Origin of the sequence: Paenibacillus sp. N3/727 (assembly GCF_022637315.1) — a bacterium.
Taxonomy (GTDB): domain Bacteria; phylum Bacillota; class Bacilli; order Paenibacillales; family Paenibacillaceae; genus Paenibacillus_AQ; species Paenibacillus_AQ uliginis.
Genome location: NZ_CP093336.1, coordinates 4,600,479 through 4,619,515 on the forward strand (window position 1 = coordinate 4,600,479; position 19,037 = coordinate 4,619,515).

Genomic DNA, 19,037 nt, shown 5'->3' on the forward strand with positions numbered 1-19,037 from the left:
GTCCGACGGCCCACTTCATCGAAAATCCATCTTCTGGACCCAGGTCGAACGCCCGTAGTGTGAATACAGTGTTAGAGAAAGTAATCACCTTCATTGAAATACCTAACATTAATCCCTAATTTCTTTTCCACATTTAGAACAATATTTATACGAATCACCAAATACTTTGTGACCGCAATAGGGACAGTAATTCACATCGCTTTCTTCAAGTATTTGATTATCTATTTTTTTAGATTTGTTAATGTAATTATCCAATGGATCTGGTTCTTCATTACTGTCAGTAATGTCTAGCAAAGACATCCGATTAGTTCCTGTAGCATTTTTAAAATGAAATATGCCTTGAATAATGGCTAATCCAACAAAGATAATACCAAAGAATACAAAAAAAGTAGGAGCACCCATACTTGCTGCCCCAATTGTCCAAAAGATTCCGAATATCCCAACGGCCACACTTCCAATTGCCCCCATTGCAGATGGGCCCCGCCCAGGCTTAATACTTTTCATGGGAAGATACACCTCTCGATATCAAATTTTATGTATTTTTTTACCAATTACACTATAAGTTCACCACAAGCAGGACAAAGGCCATATCTAAGTTTATAACCTTGTCCAGTATTTGCATCTTCGTCATCCCAAAGTTATTGAATTGTTTCTGTAGTCTCATAGTTAAGGTTGATACCAATCCCACAGTGAGAACAAATCATGAATTTTCACTCCGTTTTTAAGAATTTATGTATTTTCCCGAATTTCTGATAACGTTCCCGTATTCACGACGTCCCACCGACTTAAGGAACCTCCAGGGTTCGGCCGCGATGCGGTTAGTAGGTGCGGATTTGTCCGCTGAATCCACTGCCCTGCTTATCGCTTCCCGCGGACCGAGGAGCCGCAGGCTCCGATGCGTGAATATGATGTTATCTGATGCTACTCGTCTTCCTTGAAATTACTAAACTCTTCTTTAACTTTTTGCATTTGTACGATATGTCTTTTAGCATGCTGACACAAAAAATAGATATATTGATAAACATCAATCTTGCCTAAGTTATTTACTGTCATTGTTGTTTTATATAGTATTCCTTCTCCATTTCTTATTTCGTACAAAATCTCTATACATTCATTAATTTGATCGTCGAGTAACACTCTTATTTGTCCTAGTTCTTTATCTCCCTTAGGCTCCATATGCTCCGGTCTAAGCCAAGAAAAAGATTTATGTTCAGCAATTGCTTCTAACTCATCTAAATTGTATGTGTATGATTCTAATAATGCTTTCAAATCTTTCTTCGATGAAAGTTCAATTGCTTTTCTCTTTCCTTTTCTAATTAGAATCAATAAAAAGTGGTTTGTTAAAGTCACATGCTCTAAGATTTGTTCAACACTCCACCCAACTCTGGGCTTAAAAACAAGCAAATCAGGACGCACTGCAAACCAAGCCTGATAGTCAATTAATGTTTGAGATAATTCATTATCTATGAATTCAATCGTTTGTTTGATATACATAGACTTACCTTCTTTCGAGTAGTTTCAGATAACGTTCTTGTATTCACGAACCCGAGAGGCTTAAAGGAGCGTAGCGACTGGGTCGAAGACTTAGCCTCGCAGAGGTTGTCTGCCTGATTCCACTTCTCCGAAATGCCTCGGAAAGACCAAGGGGCGTTAGTACCGCAGCGTGAATATGGTGTTATCGGATGTTCAGGCCTTCCTCGAATTACATTCTACTATTCTGAAATCAATATAAAATATCAAATAAAATAATTAATGGACTTATTACCAGCCCTAGATAACCACCAAGTTTTACAGCTTCTACTGATCGTACTCCAAGAGGCCTGAGTTTCAATATAAGTTCAGGGTATTTTATTTGTATTATCGCACTTATCAAGCCTAACAAACCGATTAAAGATAATGGACTCATAATATAATTTCACCCGTTCAAAATTATTAATGGTCCAAAAACATAATTTGATTTAAATTTTTTTGGTTTTTAGTAGTATATGTCGCCTGAATTTCCGATAAGACTTAGCCGGTTGGATGTGTCGCCTGATTTAACTTCTCCGAAAATCCTCTCGGTGACCGAGGAGCGTTAGCAACGACGCAGGAATGTAATGTTAGCTGATGTCAACGACCTCTTCGAGTAACCTAGTACAAGTTCTTTATAGTTTATTTTAACTTTAGTTTATATATAATCTCGCCATCTTGGTTCTCTTTATCTTGATTGACAAATCCTAATTTCTCGTAAAGCTTTCTAGCATGATTATTACTTTTTTCGATTGTTAGAGAGATTACTTCGCATTGTCTGTGCATTTCCTGAATGAATTCTAATATTTTTTTAAGAGATTGTGTTCCTAATCCCATCCCTTGATATTCCTTGTCTATTTGAAAACCACCGATCCAGTAATTATTCGTACTATTAGGTGTATAGGAAAGATAAAAAAATCCGAATGTTTTATCATCCTTGCACAAAATATATGGATCAAAAGCCTCATCCCACGGTTTTATATAAGCCCATGCTAAAGATTCGATAACAGAAGGTACAAGCTTCTCTTGTGATTTGAGTAAAGATATCGAGTGAGCTTCTTCCCAGTTATTTTTATCAATTGGTTCTATGCGGATTAGATTCATTTTTTATATTCCTTTCGATTTCCATTACAATTTCGTTGATTTCAGCTAACGTTTGTGTATCTACGAACCCGAGAGGCTTAAGGAAGCGTCAGCGACCGGGTCCAACGGACTTAGCCTCGCAGGGTTGTCTGCTGTGTCGCTTCTTCGAAACGCCTCTTGCAGACCAAGGGCCGAACGGCCTGCAGCGTAGATACGTTGTTATGCGCTGTACCCTCTTCTTTAAACTAGTTTCAAGTATTCTTAATCCAATATCTCTTAATTACGTTTCCATCTTCTTCTATGTAATCTGTATCGGACTTCCCACCGTTCTTAATAATGGTCTTTTCAGATCCCACATTATAAGCATCACAGACAACTAATACATCTTTTATTCCCAGTTTCTTGGCCTCAATCAAGGACAGTTCCAATAGTTTTGTCGCATAGCCTTTTAATCTCTCTGACGGGCGGATACCATAACCTATATGCCCACCAGCATTATACAAATGTTCAGTTAATTGATGTCTAATATTAACCGCACCTAATACTCTATTATGTTTATCGACCAACCAAAACGTTGAATCTGAGACCCAACCTTCAGGTAAGCCAACACCCTCCTCATTATTAGACAGTGACTTCAACATCCCTTGAAAATCACTTGGATCCATATTTATGACCCAAGGAACCATATCCTCACCAGATTCTTTCCACTCTTCATAAAATGATAAATACTCATTTTCAAGCTCTATTTGAGGCTTTACTAATTTTAAGTTGTTCATATGTTTCCACGTCCTCTGATGGTTTTTGTGACCTTAGGGTTTGCACATAACGTTCTGCATTTACGACGCCGACGTAGTCGGTGTGTCCCGGCATACGCTTCCTTGCTTCTTAACTTCCGGGATCAAGGGATGGCAAAGCCGGACCGCAGCGTAAATGTTATGTTATATGCTGTCGAGTCTTCTTAGACTTATCTAATCAAATGTCTTCAGTCTTTATAGTCTTGTTCATCTTAATAGAGGTTCGGACTTTATCGTGTTTATAGTCTTTCTATGATTTATAGTCTTGTCCGCTCTTGTCGTCCTTTCTTTCACTTGTCTCCTTCAAATTTTTCGTATTCCTTTAGTTTTATCTTTATAACCATTCCTAACCAAATAAATAGAGATGGAATAAGTGATGCTATGATAATTGCTTTTGGTGGACTATAGAGAAACTCCGATAATGTAAAATATTCGTATATCTTTAAAATTGGGATAAAGTTTGAATATTGGTAGAAATAATAAATTTCCCATACTAAATATGATAAGAATGAGCCATCATCTAATCCTAAACAGAGTAACCATACTACAAATCCTAATAGTGAGACAAAAGAAACAGAAAAAAGATTTTTTATAGAATTACGGTAATCTATTAGTGGAAAAAAGTAACCAAAAAGAGAATAAAGAACGCTTATTACCACTAGAGTAATAGAAGCACTGACTATGCTAAATTCCACCTTAAGAGAATATATAGGAATAAATAATAAGCAAATTACTAGATGTATTAGTAGAGCCTTGAAATTATTAATAAAAACTCCTCCAATAACATATATGTCTAATCTGCATGTAAGGCTTTTATGTCTTAAACGATCTAACTGCTCGTGGTCTTGATTAGTCTGTTAAGTATTCATGCAAAAATACGACAAACCCCAGTAATCGGTAAAAATAGTTATGCAGGTCCTCTCGATTGCATATAACGTTGTTGTATTCACGAACCCTCACTGGCTTAAGGCGCATAGCGCCGGGTCCAACGGACTTAGCCAGTGCAGGGGTGTCGCCAGAATGCACTTCCCCAAAATGCCTCTTGGCGACCAAGGGCCGTCAGGCCCGCAGCGTGAATACGGTGTTGGTATATTAAGCTCATCCCAGTTCATCGGGGATGAGCTTTTCTTTTATACTCAAAAGATCACCACTGGGTTAAAAACGAATGCGGTGTTGGGACTTAGATCTCGTCGCATAAAGTGTTTCAGCCCTAGCAGTGCTCATACCCCGTTTTAGCTGGTTGGGCCAAAGAGCCCGTATCACCGTGCCAACCTGTGGAGAGCATTTGTTTTGGGTCCTAGTGTCATCCAAGGAGGTCATATGAATCAACCTGTTTTAAGTATCGATATTGCGAAGGGGAAGAGCGTTGCCGCTGCCTTCACTTCCTATGGTGTACAAGTGAAGAAGCCCTTCTCTTTCTCCCATTCACCTGATCATGTTTCGTCATTGCTTTCAGTTCTTGTTCAGCTTGAAGAATCTACAACGCTGCGACCAACTGTCGTTATGGAGGCGACTGGTAATTATTCGAAGCCTATTGCTTCTTTCTTTTTCTCGCACGGGTATCCCGTTTTCTTGTTAAACCCCTTAACGACTCATGAGCTCAAAAAGCGCTCTACTCGTAAGGTGAAGACCGATCCTATTGATGCAATTCGAATTGCTAATGCATTCTATTTAGGGGAAGGTACGCCACTCATGCCAATGGATGAAAAGGTCACTGAACTGCGGTTTCTCTGTCGCCAACATGCCCAGTGGAAAGCTCTTCTTGGTGAAGTTCAACTGCAATTCCGTTCCATTCTGGATTTGGCTTTTCCGGGCTATGACAAGGCTTTTCAGAACATTTTCAACCCTTCATCCATTCAGCTTCTCACTAAATTCCCTTCCCCCTCAGCTTTACTGACTGCGGACAAAGAAGACGTATTAACCATTCTTATGCTGAATCGAAGAGGTCGTACTTGGAATGAAGAAAAATACGCGCAGCTTCTAGAAATTGCGCGCAGTAGCCTTCCTGATCCGTGTGGATCTCTGGCACATATATTTGCAATGCAGAATTTCATAGGGTTATTCAAGGCTTACCAAGGAGGAATTACAGCACTCGAAAAACAAATGGAAAGCTTAGCCCAAGCATTTTCTGCCTACCACCTATTACGCTCGATTCCTGGGGTGGGACCGATTACTGCGGCAATGATTCACGCTGAAATTGGGGACATAAAAAGGTTCCCTTCCGTGAAACAGTTGACCGCTTTTGCAGGGCTGGATTCATCTGTTTACGAGTCAGGAACCTTTAAGGCAAACCAGAATCGTATCTCAAAACGGGGCTCTGCATATCTCCGTACAGCACTTTACCAAGCAACAGTTGGAGGTATCTCAAAGCAAATCCACGGCCCTCGAAATCCGATTCTATGGCAATATTACCAGCAAAAACGGCTTGAAGGCAAACCTTCTAAAGTTGCAATTGTGGCGACTTCAAACAAACTTTTGCGCATGATTTACGGAATTTTGAGTAACGACGCGCCCTTTCAGAGCAAATAACGGATACTAATAGTTATATTTTACCATTAACTTACTTCCTGGAGTAGGCTTATTTAAGTCTGCATTCTTTGGAGTTCTGAAATCTTAAACTTAATAAACATTGACTTTGATTAGCTGGTTTATTTTGCAGTACTACGGCTTCTATGAAATACAAAAAAAAGCCTTATATTAATTCCCTTAGCTTCATTATTTCTGAATTCATATCATCACCTATAAAAGGACAATGCCCCATAAAGTACCAAGATGCAATAAATTCGAGTAATTCATATGCTGATCTATAATATTCTTCTGAATAGTTATTACTTTTTCGAAAACTCCCATGTGATGTCCAATGGGGGATGAAGTTTGTAACGTACCAAATCCCTGCAGATAGCTCCCGTTCCAAGTAATCTCCTGCTTCATTTGTTTTTAAGAATTCGTTCAACAGTAATAAAAGATTTTGAAACTTATAATGATCCCAATTCAGTTCAATTCTTATTTCAATTAAAAATGAACCTTCTCCAGCAGTCACTTCGTCCAAAATTTTTTCTTTGATATTTTTCATCTTCTGTTTCCTTTTTTTTGTTTTTTTAAGGTTTGTCGTAGTATTGCATATAACGTTCCTGTATTCACGACGTCCCACCGACTTAAGTCACCATCAGGTGCCTTAAGTCGGTGCGGATGTGTCCGCTGAATCTGCTTCCCTGCCGATCGCTTCTCGCGGACCGAGGAGTAGCTAGGCTCCGAAGCCTGAATATGATGTTATAAGATGTCCCCGCCTTCTTGGAATATTTATACTTCACGTTTCTCTTTTGATCTATAAATAATTCTTTGATAATCCAAATCTTTAGAATCCATATCTCCTAAATACATTCGTTCGTGTTCAGGGACTAGTTCATATTTTTCCTTTAGATATGCTCTATTGAACTCACTTGGATTAGCGAGATAGTTAAAGTACGCTTCTCTACAAATTTCTAATGTTGTTTTGTCTCCTTTTATTTCTGTATACATGTCTAAGAGTTCTTTTAGTTTTTCATCTAAGTTTGATGCATATAACACTTCTGAAAAGGTAACCTGACCTAATTCTGAAATAAAAACTTCTATTGGATGATTAAATTCAGTGAACAATATTCTGTTATTAAACAATTCAACAACTTCTTCTAGTTGATATATTTTTTCGAAACTAGAATTGTAAATACCAACTAAACCATTTTCATAAATCACTAAATTAACCAAATAATTCGTTTCATTATATCTCATGAAAATGAAATATCCTTTTCCTTCAATCGTTTCGTAGAACATTTCACGCACAACATAAAAATCAACAGCTGTTGGCGAATGTAAGATCTTTCTAGTCTCAAACAACTTTTTTTCTGACTTTGTGATCGTATATATATTTTTAAATTCAGGATTCAGTATTTTTATTCTGTTCTCAATAAATTGATAATATGTTTTCTTATTAAAATTCCAAATAGCAGACTCAATTTTATACTCCCCTAACCCATGAACCGATAGAGTTTCGCCTGTAGGAACTGTCGGTGTCAACCAACCAGAATTGATTTTTACTTTGAGTCCTTTCAAATCCACAAGTTCCCAACAATTTGACATGCCGTCTTCATAGATATCAACGTTAATATAGAAATAATGGCCACCATTATTTATGATGCCAGGAACTGTAGTTCCTTCTATTTCTTTTTTTCTGCGAATTCTTTGCAAACTTATCACACCTCAGACATTTATATTCTATTTTGCGGGGATTTCTTATAACGTTCTCGTATTCACGGATCCTCACTGGCTTTAAGTGAGTGTTAGCGAACGGTGGCGCAGCCACTTAGCCTTGCAGATGTGTCCGCCGATTACGCTTCCCTGCTTACTGAATCATCTCCGTAATGAATTCGCTTCTTCTGGTTCGGGCGGACCGAGCGACGAACGTCGCGATGCTGTGATGCCTCGGACATCTTCGAATTGCATGCATAATTCTTAATTAGTTCTTATTCAACATATTCCTCAATCTTTATTTAATATTGTTTGATAGACCCTTAATATATAAGGTTTGAATTCTTCTTCTATATTATCATTGTATCCTTCAATAGGTATCCCATCATGGAATGGAGAATTCAAAAAAGTTAAAATTATGTCATCCATATGCTCTACTATCTCAACATCACATTGAAATGGAAGTTTCTTATGTAAAACAGATATTAAATTAAACCTTATCTGACATGCCAACTGGTCAAACCACAAATAAAAAATCATTCCATGATTCGAAGTGGAACCTATTATTTGTTCTCGTCTATTCTGGATTACTCTATTAAAAAAAATTTTATAGTCATTTACAGTCAATACTTTTTTAAGTTCTGCATCGAAAGAAATTCGCCACATGTTGTTATCAATCTCTTCATTTAAATCGTCTTCCGAGCTACCAATTAAAATTGGATCTGTGATTATTTCTTCTAGATCCTTGAAATAAAACTCTTTACTATTCATACTCATCTTGGATTCACTCCACTTTAAAAATACTTTATAAATTTCTCCGAGGCTTCACATAACGTTCCCGCATCTATGAGACGACCGGGCCTTAGATAGCTCCTATCTTAGGCCGGGTCGTGTGTTGTCTGAACATGCTTCTGCGTTTAACCCCTGACAACCAAGGGGCAAATGCCCCGCAGCGTAGATGCATTGTTATATGATGGGGATGCCATCTTTGAGTCACTTTCAATCTTCATTTATAAATCTTTTCAATTTATTTTCGATCTTCCTTTATTTATTCCATGCTTTGATTCATCTTTTCTAATATGATAGTATATATTTAATAAAGACCAAGTGCGCTAACACTTGGTCAGTACAATTGGCTTGGATGGTTATCCCTTCTAGGTCATAAAAGGATTAAAACCCACCTTCGGCTTCCAATCTTAGGGTGGGTTTTACTTTTTCTTGTTGTTATTATTGATGTATGTTAAAAGAGCAAGAATGAACGTTCCAAAAAGGAACATAATCGTTAATGCATCTTTCACTTCCATGGCTTCACCTCCTTTCGAAGGAAAACCATGCCCACCCAAGATTCAATTGTAGTTATATTTTACCTTTATTATACATACGTACAAGCGTTCTTATAGATTGTTCATATTGCTCTTGTTTTTTATTTAAAAGTTTTATTATCAGCGTCCCTTTCATATAACGTCGTTGTGTTCACGATGTCCCACCACCTTAAAGGAGCGCATGCGACTGGTCGCGATGCGGTTAGGTTGTGCGGATATGTCCGATGAATTTACATCCTGCTGCTGAAATGCCTCTTCGAAACTTCATCTAACTTCTCTCGGACCAAGGGGCGAATGCTCCGACGCGTGAACATGGTGTTATGCGATGATAGTGCCTTCCTGTATTACATTCACACTGTGTTTGTAGTTCTTATGATCTTTGATTAATTCTTTAAAAGAAATATATTGGTTCCTTGTAATCTATTGGCTTATGAATTAATCTATTCAACCACTTCAATCGTTCAATATTATCGTTAAAATCATCTTCGGTAAAAAACGTTACTTCCTTCATCGTTCCTAGTACGCTTCTATTATTTGTCTTTAAAATAACTATTTCCGAGCCATATTCTAAATATGTATTGATCAAATTTTCTTTAACTCCCTCTCGGAGTAAGTACTCCCGAAGAGTCAAAATGAATTTCTCTTTCAATCCTTTTAATTGCCCTGTTCTTATTCCATCAACAATTACAGTTAATCTAGTCAAATCATTCACAAAGACGATGTGTTTTCGTTTGTTTAAGTTATAGATATTTACATGCCAACTTAAAAGCGGAGGCACAATAATCTCTTCAAGTGAAGTTGTTTTCATATCTTTCAGTAGATCTTTAGTCAGTCTTAGAGTAATCAATTTTGTTTTTTCCTTTCTCGCACTGGTTTCGCATAACGTTGTTGTGTTCCTGACGTCCATTCCCATTAGATAACTCTTATCTTAGGGGAATCGATGAGTCTGCCTGACTCTGCTTTCTGAGATTCCTCTGGCAGACCGAGCGGCGGATGCCGCGAAGCAGGAACACGGTCTTATATGATGCCGATGCCTTCTTAGAATAACTTACAAGATTACTGCTTATTTAATTCTTCATATTCTCTTTTCAATATGCCCATATAGATCGTATCTGAATATCGGCCATTAACAAAATTCTTCTCTCTTAATCTTCCTTCTTCTTTGAATCCACACTTTAAATAACATCTATAAGCTCTTTCATTAAAATCATGTACTTCCAGCTGTAATCGATTTAAATTTAATCTATTAAACACAAAATCCTGTAGTATTTTTATTGCTTCAGTGCCATATCCATTGCCAAGGTACTCTTTAATTCCAATTACTATTCCAAGTTCAGTTGATCTATTCTTCCAATCAATTCTAAATAAATCAATTTGTCCAATGTACTCCTCAGTATCTTTGTGTGCAATTACAAATCCTTTCTGCTCTGTATTCCCTTCAAGTATTGAATTTAAATATTGTTCTGTTCCATTTACTGTATGCGGAAATAAGAATATATCTGATAGATTATCAACGATTTCCGGATCATTACACCATTGTCTCATAAACTTTAAATCTTCCTTGCAATACTCTCTTAAAATTATTCGATCACCAATAAGTCGTGGCATTGAGACACATCCTTTAAGTCTTTATTATCATTGCATCGGTTTCATATAACGTTCTTGTATTCACGACGTCCCACCGACTTAAGGCAGCGAAGCTGCCGGCTGCGCTTGCGCAGTTAGTCGGTGCGGATGTGTCCGCTGAATCCACTTCCTCGAAATGCCTCGCGGACCGAGGGCTGAATGGCCCGAAGTGTGAATATGGTGTTAGCTGATGGCGGTGTCTTCTTCGAACAACATTCAATGATCCTTAGGTATTTCAATCCAGTATCTCTGTATTTCAATTCCATTGACAACTTCTTCGGAATCTAGAGTCCCTCCATTATTTGTTATGGTTTTTACGGATCCGATGTTGTCCTTATCACATGTAATTAGGGCTTTATATATTCCTAATTCTTTGGCCTTTATTAACGCTTGTCTTAATATTTCTGTTGCATTTCCTTTCCTACGTTTACTTGGTCGTATCCCATATCCAATATGGCCACCTCTAAAAAGGAGGGCATTATTAAGTTTGTGTCTTATATTTACAACGCCTATGATTTTCTTGTTTCTATCCACTAGCCAGAAAGTAGAACTGTTTACTTTCGTACTATCTTCTCTTGGGACGTCTCTTAGATTATTCAATTCTTGTATCAGCAAATCAAAATCACCACAGTCAAATTTTAGGACAAACGGAACCATCATCTCTCCGGATTCTTCCCACTCTCTAATCATTTCTATGTATTCATCTTTGTAATTAATGGACGGTTCTATAAGAATAAATTCTGTCATTTTTGTTTCCCTTCTTTCTTATGCTCTACATCGGTTTCAGATAACGTCTTATCTACGAACTTCGTGAATACTTCCATACTACGCGTATTCCCGTACTTCGTAAATACTCTGTTCATAAGGGTATCTCTGAACTCCCCTCCTCAATTTCAATAATCTAACGGACTCTTAATCCGCCTGGCATCTTTCACAGATACATGAGTATATCGCTCTGTAGTTCGGCTGCTCTGATGTCCGAGTAACTCTTGTATATATCTAAGATCCGTATCGCCTTCTAGTAAATGCGTGGCAAAAGTATGTATATGGAATGGAACATTTCCATCCTCCTACCTTCTTCGGTTTATCGTACATTCCATCAAATCAAGCAAAGTTTACAATCCGGCTATCCCCAACCACTACATCCCTCTTATATATAAAAAAAGACCCGCAAGTCACTTTTGTGACCTGCAGGTCTCCGATCTCCGAAGCCTTTTATTCATATCTCTTTGACTATAGATTCTTTCTCTATAGACATTTATCTTTAGATTTATCTTTAGGTATATCTCTTTAAATACTTATCTTCTTAATCTCTAACTACTATCTATAATTCCTACCGCTCTTCTCTAACCTTTTCCCTTAAGAACACTTGCTGTAACCGCAGCTGCTGCATGTTTTGCAGCCTTCGATGTTAATCAGCGAAGCACCGCCGCAGGACGGGCACAGATCACGGGAAGTGGCAACATGGCTACCATGACCGCCTTGTCCGTGGCCACCCAACTGCTCGGCAGGAGCCATCGTCGCGGCTACCGGAGCGGGATCATGCTCATGATCATCGTGGATTCCGCTTGCCACATGGGTTTCCAATGCTTTAGCGACTGCATCCGCAATAGATTCCACACGGTTCGCGCCGAAGCCGATGGCGCCTGATCCGCCAATGCCTTTGAGATGCTTGATCAGCAACTCCACCTTGTTGCCATGGTCTCCGTAACGCAGGAACAGGGAGCAGACACGACCCAGAGCTTCAGCCATAGCGAACACATCCGAACCGGCTTTACCTACGTTCAGGAAGATTTCTCCCGGTGTACCGTTCAAGTCGTTTATCGTGATGTACGCCATACCGAACGGCGTATTGATCTTGTAAGTCGCACCGCGCAGTATCTGTGGACGACTCTTGTACTGCTTATCCAAACCACTCTTGCTGGAAACAGTAGGTGCCGCACTTACAGCAGTGCTCGCGGACTCATTCACCTGTACAACACTTTCTGGTGCAACAGCAGGAGCTTCTGCTTTCTCTTCCTTCTTCTCTGTCTGCAATACTTGAACATCACGGCTGCCGTCACGATAGATCGTTACACCTTTACAGCCCAGATCGAAAGCCAGCTCATACAGACGTTCCGTCTCTTCCACTGTGAAATCAGCCGGGCAGTTCGCCGTCTTCGAAATCGAGCTGTCCACCCAGCGCTGAATAACAGCTTGTGCACGGATATGATCCTCAGCGGACAGATCCATCGCCGTTACGAAGTAATCCGGCAGATTCTCGCCTGGATGGCTGTCGAGCCAATCCTGTGCAATCGGTACGAACTGCTCATCGAAGCCAAGACGGCTTTGACGGAAGTATTTAAAGGCGAAGTACGGTTCGATACCGGTAGATGTGCCTACCATTGTACCTGTGCTGCCTGTCGGCGCTTGAGTGATCACCGTTACGTTACGCGCGCCTTTCGAGCGCACCGCTTCTTCTACCTCTGGGAACGTTTCGGACATATTTTTCATAAATCCGCTTTGCAGGTAAAGCTCTGCATCAAACGCTTTGAAGGAACCCTTCTCTTCAGCGATATCCGCAGATGCCAGGTATGCTTCACGAGCGATAAACCCGTACAACTTATCCAGGAATTCCAGCGATTCCGGACTTCCGTAACGGATATTCAACTTGATCATAAGCTCTGCAAGACCCATCGTACCCAGTCCTACGCGGCGTTCTTTTTTCTGATTGGCTTCATTTTCCGGGAAATGATACGGAGTGGTATCGATAACGTTATCCAGGAAACGAACCGAGTAACGAGTCGTTGTCGCCAGATCGTCCCAAGCCACATCATGATTTTCTTCATCATAAAACTTGGACAGATTCATCGCAGACAGATTGCACACACCCCAGCCTGGAAGCCCCTGCTCACCACATGGGTTCGTGCAGATGATCGGGTTGAAATACCAGCTGTTGGACATCTGGTTGTAGTACTCCATGAACACTACGCCAGGCTCAGCCGATTTCCACGCTGATTCAATGATCGTATGCCAGATATCACGTGCCTTCACCGTTTTGTACGTGATGACTTTACGACCCGCTTTTTTCCACTTGTCCAAATCGCCATCCCAGATTTCATCATAATCCGGATCAGAAGTATCCGGGAATACGAGATCCCAATCCAGATCTTCCTTCACGGCCTTCATGAAATCATTGCTCACGCATACCGACAAGTTGGCATTGGTCACCTGACCCATCGTCTGCTTCACAGTGATGAAATCCATCACATCCGGATGCCAGTCGTTCATCATCAGCATGAGCGCGCCACGTCTGCTACCACCCTGCTCAATGAGCCCAGTTGTATAACTGAACAATCCGCCCCAGGATACAGCGCCGCTAGAAGATCCATTAACACCTTTAACAATCGAACGACGAGGACGGAGAGATGACAAGTTAATACCTACACCACCACCGCGGGCCATAATTTCTGTCATCTCAGACAGAGTTTCCATAATGCCACCACGGCTATCCTTCGGCGAAGGAATAACATAGCAGTTGAACAATGTCAGTTCATCGCTTGCTCCTGCCCCTGCTGCAATACGTCCACCTGGAACAAGTTTCCAGTCATCAAGAATATGACGGAATTTAGCCTCCCACTCTTCCTGCAGTTCTGGCGTTGCTTCTGCCGATGCCATTGCAGCTGCCAAGCGGTCCCACATTTCCTCAGGTGTCTTCTCAATCGTCAGCGTCAGCTTCTCCACATCAGTCTCCACCAGCTCACCCTTACGGGTCTTCACTGTGACTACCCGGCCATCACGCTTCACAATCTCTCCAACTTCCTTGGTCGGGAACTTAGGATCATCTTTGGTAAGAACCAGAACCACATCGCCCACCTTGGCGTTATGGGAATTCGCGTCCTTCCACGCATACCTGTCCAAAAAGATCTTCTCACTTAAACCTTCCAGCCGCTGATTTTGCATCGTACTCAAGAACAACTACCTCCTATATAAACTATAAATTCTATAAATCTGCGTTTAAGCCGCTATAAGTCCGGTCTATTACTACTTAACCCTATATGTATACCGGTTAAACGAGAAAACATAAGGTTTCACACCACATATTGTGGGCGAGATTCATTATACTACACTACATATGGTAAAAACTATGCCTAAGATGTGAAATTTAAGGCTTGTACACCTTTCTGGAGCATCCAGCCTTCCTTTTTCTTATTCTCTCTCCTTTTTTCGGCCACCTGTCTATGAAAAGAACTTGAAAAATCGCCAAATGTAGCATCCGTGCGACCTCCCGGGTATTTTGGGACAAGGTAAATATTCGGAAGGTTATGAAGTCTTCTTTTTTCGTCCATACTACACATACACCGTTCGTCTGGAATCGACATCTAGGAGGAGATTTTGTGAACTACCAACCACCCGGCAGCCCGGGTTCTTTAAATGATCCGCGTCTCCCTGTCCCACTCCATGTGGACCGCTCCTGGCTTGAAGATTTAGAGAACCGTCTCGACAAAGGCGGGCCATGGGGAGATTGGACCCTGTCGCGGCTGGCTGTACAAGGAGAGCAATCCCGTCTTGTTACAAGCTTCGAAGAGCTGCAGTGCCTGAAGCATATCGGCAGCCTTTCCCCGCTTCCGCATCAGACGGATACGGCGCGGCGCGTGCTGTTCGAAATGTCCGGCAGAGCGATTTTAGCCGATGAGGTTGGCCTGGGAAAAACGATTGAAGCCGGTCTTATTTTAAAAGAATATATCGTACGCGGGCTAGTCTCCAAAGTGCTGATTCTAGTTCCCGCTTCACTTGTGTTGCAGTGGGTTCGTGAACTCAATTCCAAATTCGGCATTTCGGCAATCGCGCAAAAAAAAGCCTACTCCTGGGGCAACGATATCGTTGTTGCATCCATGGATACGGCCAAGCGCGATCCGCATCAGGAAATCCTATTAAATGAAGAGTATGACATGCTCATCATCGATGAAGCGCACAAACTGAAGAACAAGAAAACATCCAACTATCAATTCATACAGAAGCTGCGAAAAAAATACTGCCTTCTTCTTACCGCAACTCCCGTACAGAACGATCTCAGCGAGCTGTTCAATCTCATCACGTTGCTGAAACCGGGACAGTTGGGACGACAAGGCGATTTCTCGGCCAATTTCGTTGTAGACAAACGCATGCCGAAGAACCAGGACCAGCTTAAGGACGAGCTGTCCAAGGTCATGATTCGCAATCGTAGAGGTGAAGGTCCAGTAAAATTCACCAAACGGACCGTACGCAATGTCGGTCTCGAACTTTCACCCGAAGAACAGTCATTATACGACGGGGTCACATCTTTCGTCAAAGATCAGTATCAGGCATCCGGGGGAAATTTAAGCAGTATGCTCTCACTGGTCACCCTTCAGCGTGAAGTATGCAGCAGCCGGGATGCGGTCTTTGTCACACTCGTCAACTTATCCAAGAAAATGCCCGAGGACTCCCCACTGCGCGATAAAGTATGGGAGCTTGTCCACCTGATCAAAGCGATCAAGGCCAACACCAAAGCGGAAAAAGCCATTGAGCTGATCAAGCAAATGAACGAGAAAGTGATCGTCTTTACCGAATATCGGGCTACTCAGGAATATCTGCTCAACTATTTCCGGGATCACGGTCTCGTGTCCGTTCCATACCGTGGTGGAATGAACCGTGGCAAGAAGGACTGGATGATGGACCTGTTCCGCGGAAAAGCACAAGTGATGATTGCGACCGAGGCTGGAGGAGAAGGCATCAACCTGCAGTTCTGTCACCATATGATCAACTTCGATCTGCCTTGGAACCCCATGCGGGTCGAGCAGCGGATCGGACGGGTTCACCGTCTCGGCCAGACCAACGATGTGCGGATCTTTAATTTATCTACTGCCGGCACGATCGAGGAACATATTCTGAACCTCCTTCACGAGAAGATCAATATGTTCGAGATGGTCATTGGCGGTCTTGACGTTATTCTGGAACGGTTCGAGAAGAAAGAATCCATTGAAAAGAGTCTGTACAAAATCATGCTTGAATCCGGCAACGATGACGAAATCCGAAACCGGGTCAGTTCCCTTGGCGACTCGCTTCATCACATTAAGCGGGATCTGGAACAAGAATCATCCGCAGAAACCTTAAGAGAGGAAGAAGCCTAATATGACCATGACGCCGCAGGAGGTGCAGCAACATTTCATGGCCTATCTGGAAGCCACCGAATGCACCGTCATTGAAAAATCACCCGAGCACGTTACTGTCAAACTGTCTCCCCAAGCGGACAAAATGCTAACCAACCGCCCTTATTATTGGGGCTTCGTGGAGCGAACCGGAGCACCGGCCGAGACACTGTCGTTCAGCTTTGTGTTTGACCCACCCAAATATGACGAGCGTTTAGCCAAACAAGCTGAATCCATACAGGTTTCACAGCCAGGGGGAGGACAAGATCCCCTCCTCTCCCGCTATTATGGCAGCGCTCCGGTTCTCCCGGTCATCGGCCCTGGACGGATTCAGCGGGAAGATATTATCTATGGCAGCCGCAGACTCGCTCAAATTTGGGACGCCTCCCGTGAGGAAGGTAAATGTGTATACCTGTTCGAGCAGCCCGGTGAAGAACAGCGTCCTAAAACACGCTCTGCTCCATACGAGCAGTGGCTCGGTATCTGTTTTAAGGTTGAGTTCAGCTGCGACTTGAAACGGGAAGAGCTTCATTTTCTCGGCATTTCCCTTTCCCGTAAGACGATTATGGATAACTTTCCTGCACAGCTGGAAGCCCGTAACATGACTCCCCGTCTTCCTGAGAATGTCCATGTAAGGCCTGCTGCCTTAACACTGCCCCAAGCCGCCGCAATGCTGGAGGACTATCTAATCAGCAAACTTGGCAAGTTGGATTACACCTGGGCGGAACAAGCTCAAATCCGGCTTCAAGAGGAACTGGCTATCGTGGACAGTTATTACGAGGACTTGCTGAATGAACCCGACGAAGAGAAAAAGATGGCAATTCAAGAGCAGTATCAAAGCCGCCGTTCTGAAATGGAATGGCAGTATTCGCCTAAAGTGAGTTTGTCCGCCATAACTTGCGGGCTGTTCCACCTATGTTCGTCTAGTAACGGGACCTCTTGACCCGCATCAACAAAACAAGGCAAAAAAAGACCCGTTATTCAAGCCCTGACCGCGACATCTTGTAACAGCCTTTTCAGGGCTTGTCCATTAAAATAAATCTAACTTACAAGTTTCATATTTGTTGTTTCTTGGAAAGGCGGTTGCCTATGATAGACTTTTCATCCACATTAAGTATTAAAATAATTCGTGCCACTTTGTCAGCCATTCTGCTTGCAACAACTGCGCTTTCTTGTTTTCCATCAAATACAGCATTTGCAGCTTCAGAGCCAGCCGGCACTACGTCATCCAATACTACATCATCCACAACAGTGTTACCCAGCACAGCGCCATCAGGTACAACGTCGCCTAGTTCAACATCATCTACATCAACAGCTTCCGTATCACAGTCCGGATCATCCGAAATATCCCTCAAGCAAACGGCTTCCGCATCTGAGACCACGGTTCCAAGCCGGCTTGAGACATTCGCGGAACAAACGATTGGCGACCTGGCAGACCATTTGCCTTTCAAAAGCTGGCAGGATGCCAGCCTGGATTATACACCGCTTGGACCGGGTACACACAGCTGGCTTGTAACCATTGAAGATGGGGCTAAGCCTCTTGGTTACTTGATCATTACTTCAGACGATCTCGGAGGTTATATCCTAAGTGAGTACGGTATCGGATCCGACCTGCCATATAGTCTCGCTCCATTGGAAAATACACTCGCAGCCGCAGGCATCTTAAAGGGAAAACCGCAAAACGGTAAAGTTCCGCTTAGCTCCCTCCCTCAGGGAAGCCGGGTGGAGGCGTTGTACAGTTCTATTTCTCCCTACTGGAAAGTAACGCTCAAAGGGAAGACACCGGTCTATGTTCATGCTGTGACATACGATATTGTCCCTTCCCCACCAAACGCAAAGACTCCGTTTACGTCAGGGAAGAAAAACGTTAAAGCTATGGCCCTGAATTCTTCTGGTGCTTGGACAGCCGCCTCCGTCATAACCACCCAAGGGGAACAGGACCCTTACCAAAACCTGATGTGGCTTAGCAAACCGACACTGCCCATTAAGAATGGAAATGATCTGATACATCTGCTCCCAGCAGGAAGCCAAAAATCTCTCGTTTTTACAGCGGACAAGCAGAACGAAGCCTTCGGCGCCCCATTCAATCTTACGGGATGGCAGCGCTGGTCTCACAATGACAAGCTTGAATCCGAAGCGATTTATGTAACCGTACCGCAGCGGAATACCGACTTGATCCGTTTTGTACCCGCTGATAATCTGATCGGTCCTGGCAAGTTCCGCGAGGAATCGAATACATCAGAGTAACAGCTCCATCCTTCATCTCCATATAGGTCACCAAGAACTTATTAAACATCATCCGACACGGAGCTGTCCCAGGCCGCCCGAGG

The 19,037-nt window shown here is 42.1% G+C and carries 18 protein-coding genes and 1 pseudogene; 4 read left to right on the top strand and 15 right to left on the bottom strand.

Annotation, left to right across the window (positions count from 1 at the left end; all coding sequences use genetic code 11):
- Positions 1–108: 108 nt before the first annotated feature.
- The 5 genes from MNQ98_RS21380 to MNQ98_RS21400 form a co-directional block, all read right to left on the bottom strand.
- Complete coding sequence (locus tag MNQ98_RS21380) at positions 109–504, bottom strand: zinc ribbon domain-containing protein (RefSeq protein ID WP_241930049.1); 396 nt, start codon at positions 502–504, stop codon at positions 109–111.
- A 417-nt stretch (positions 505–921) separates the two neighbouring features.
- Complete coding sequence (locus MNQ98_RS21385; protein ID WP_241930050.1) at positions 922–1,494, bottom strand: DinB family protein; 573 nt, start codon at positions 1,492–1,494, stop codon at positions 922–924.
- A 229-nt stretch (positions 1,495–1,723) separates the two neighbouring features.
- Positions 1,724–1,906, bottom strand: coding sequence for a hypothetical protein (locus tag MNQ98_RS21390; RefSeq protein WP_241930051.1), 183 nt, complete (start codon positions 1,904–1,906; stop codon positions 1,724–1,726).
- 245 nt (positions 1,907–2,151) lie between these two features.
- Complete coding sequence (locus tag MNQ98_RS21395) at positions 2,152–2,613, bottom strand: GNAT family N-acetyltransferase (RefSeq protein WP_241930052.1); 462 nt, start codon at positions 2,611–2,613, stop codon at positions 2,152–2,154.
- Between the two features lie 230 nt (positions 2,614–2,843).
- Positions 2,844–3,368: a GNAT family N-acetyltransferase gene (locus tag MNQ98_RS21400; protein ID WP_241930053.1), complete on the bottom strand. Its 525-nt coding sequence runs from the start codon at positions 3,366–3,368 to the stop codon at positions 2,844–2,846.
- Positions 3,369–4,706: 1,338 nt separating this feature from the next.
- Here MNQ98_RS21400 and MNQ98_RS21405 point away from each other — a divergent pair.
- Entirely contained in the window at positions 4,707–5,915 is a 1,209-nt protein-coding gene (locus tag MNQ98_RS21405; RefSeq protein ID WP_241930054.1) for an IS110 family RNA-guided transposase, read from the top strand.
- A gap of 163 nt (positions 5,916–6,078) precedes the next feature.
- Here MNQ98_RS21405 and MNQ98_RS21410 read toward each other — a convergent pair whose 3' ends face one another.
- From MNQ98_RS21410 to MNQ98_RS21450, 9 genes and pseudogenes are all read right to left on the bottom strand, one after another.
- Positions 6,079–6,459, bottom strand: a complete 381-nt coding sequence (locus tag MNQ98_RS21410; RefSeq protein WP_241930055.1) for a hypothetical protein — start codon at positions 6,457–6,459, stop codon at positions 6,079–6,081.
- A gap of 227 nt (positions 6,460–6,686) precedes the next feature.
- The gene (locus MNQ98_RS21415; protein WP_241930056.1) at positions 6,687–7,610 is read right to left on the bottom strand and encodes a DUF7638 domain-containing protein; all 924 of its coding nucleotides are present in this window, start codon (positions 7,608–7,610) and stop codon (positions 6,687–6,689) included.
- A 291-nt stretch (positions 7,611–7,901) separates the two neighbouring features.
- A complete protein-coding gene (locus MNQ98_RS21420; protein ID WP_241930057.1) occupies positions 7,902–8,387 on the bottom strand; it encodes a hypothetical protein in 486 nt (161 codons plus the stop codon).
- A 431-nt stretch (positions 8,388–8,818) separates the two neighbouring features.
- On the bottom strand, positions 8,819–8,914 hold the full coding sequence (comI, locus tag MNQ98_RS21425) for a competence inhibitor ComI (protein ID WP_019419116.1): 96 nt from the start codon (positions 8,912–8,914) through the stop codon (positions 8,819–8,821).
- A 409-nt stretch (positions 8,915–9,323) separates the two neighbouring features.
- Positions 9,324–9,845 carry a DUF6933 domain-containing protein gene (locus MNQ98_RS21430; RefSeq protein WP_241930058.1) on the bottom strand — a complete coding sequence of 174 codons (522 nt, stop codon included), beginning with the start codon at positions 9,843–9,845 and terminating at the stop codon, positions 9,324–9,326.
- A 143-nt stretch (positions 9,846–9,988) separates the two neighbouring features.
- Positions 9,989–10,540 (bottom strand): GNAT family N-acetyltransferase, encoded by a 552-nt coding sequence (locus MNQ98_RS21435; protein ID WP_241930059.1) that lies wholly within the window; start codon positions 10,538–10,540, stop codon positions 9,989–9,991.
- Positions 10,541–10,774: 234 nt separating this feature from the next.
- Positions 10,775–11,305, bottom strand: coding sequence for a GNAT family N-acetyltransferase (locus tag MNQ98_RS21440; RefSeq protein ID WP_241930060.1), 531 nt, complete (start codon positions 11,303–11,305; stop codon positions 10,775–10,777).
- Positions 11,306–11,451: 146 nt separating this feature from the next.
- Positions 11,452–11,601 (bottom strand): annotated as a pseudogene (locus tag MNQ98_RS21445) (tyrosine-type recombinase/integrase); the annotation flags it as partial.
- Positions 11,602–11,917: 316 nt separating this feature from the next.
- Positions 11,918–14,500 (bottom strand): adenosylcobalamin-dependent ribonucleoside-diphosphate reductase, encoded by a 2,583-nt coding sequence (locus MNQ98_RS21450; RefSeq protein WP_481856781.1) that lies wholly within the window; start codon positions 14,498–14,500, stop codon positions 11,918–11,920.
- A gap of 362 nt (positions 14,501–14,862) precedes the next feature.
- Between MNQ98_RS21450 and MNQ98_RS21455 the strand changes: the two genes are divergently transcribed.
- Together MNQ98_RS21455 and MNQ98_RS21460 are read left to right on the top strand one after the other, a co-directional pair.
- On the top strand, positions 14,863–16,689 hold the full coding sequence (locus MNQ98_RS21455; RefSeq protein WP_481856656.1) for a DEAD/DEAH box helicase: 1,827 nt from the start codon (positions 14,863–14,865) through the stop codon (positions 16,687–16,689).
- Between the two features lies 1 nt (position 16,690).
- Complete coding sequence (locus MNQ98_RS21460) at positions 16,691–17,650, top strand: YqhG family protein (protein ID WP_241930063.1); 960 nt, start codon at positions 16,691–16,693, stop codon at positions 17,648–17,650.
- A gap of 112 nt (positions 17,651–17,762) precedes the next feature.
- Here MNQ98_RS21460 and MNQ98_RS21465 read toward each other — a convergent pair whose 3' ends face one another.
- Complete coding sequence (locus MNQ98_RS21465) at positions 17,763–18,062, bottom strand: hypothetical protein (RefSeq protein ID WP_241930064.1); 300 nt, start codon at positions 18,060–18,062, stop codon at positions 17,763–17,765.
- An 85-nt stretch (positions 18,063–18,147) separates the two neighbouring features.
- Between MNQ98_RS21465 and MNQ98_RS21470 the strand changes: the two genes are divergently transcribed.
- A complete protein-coding gene (locus tag MNQ98_RS21470) occupies positions 18,148–18,954 on the top strand; it encodes a hypothetical protein (protein WP_241930065.1) in 807 nt (268 codons plus the stop codon).
- Positions 18,955–19,037 lie beyond the last annotated feature (83 nt).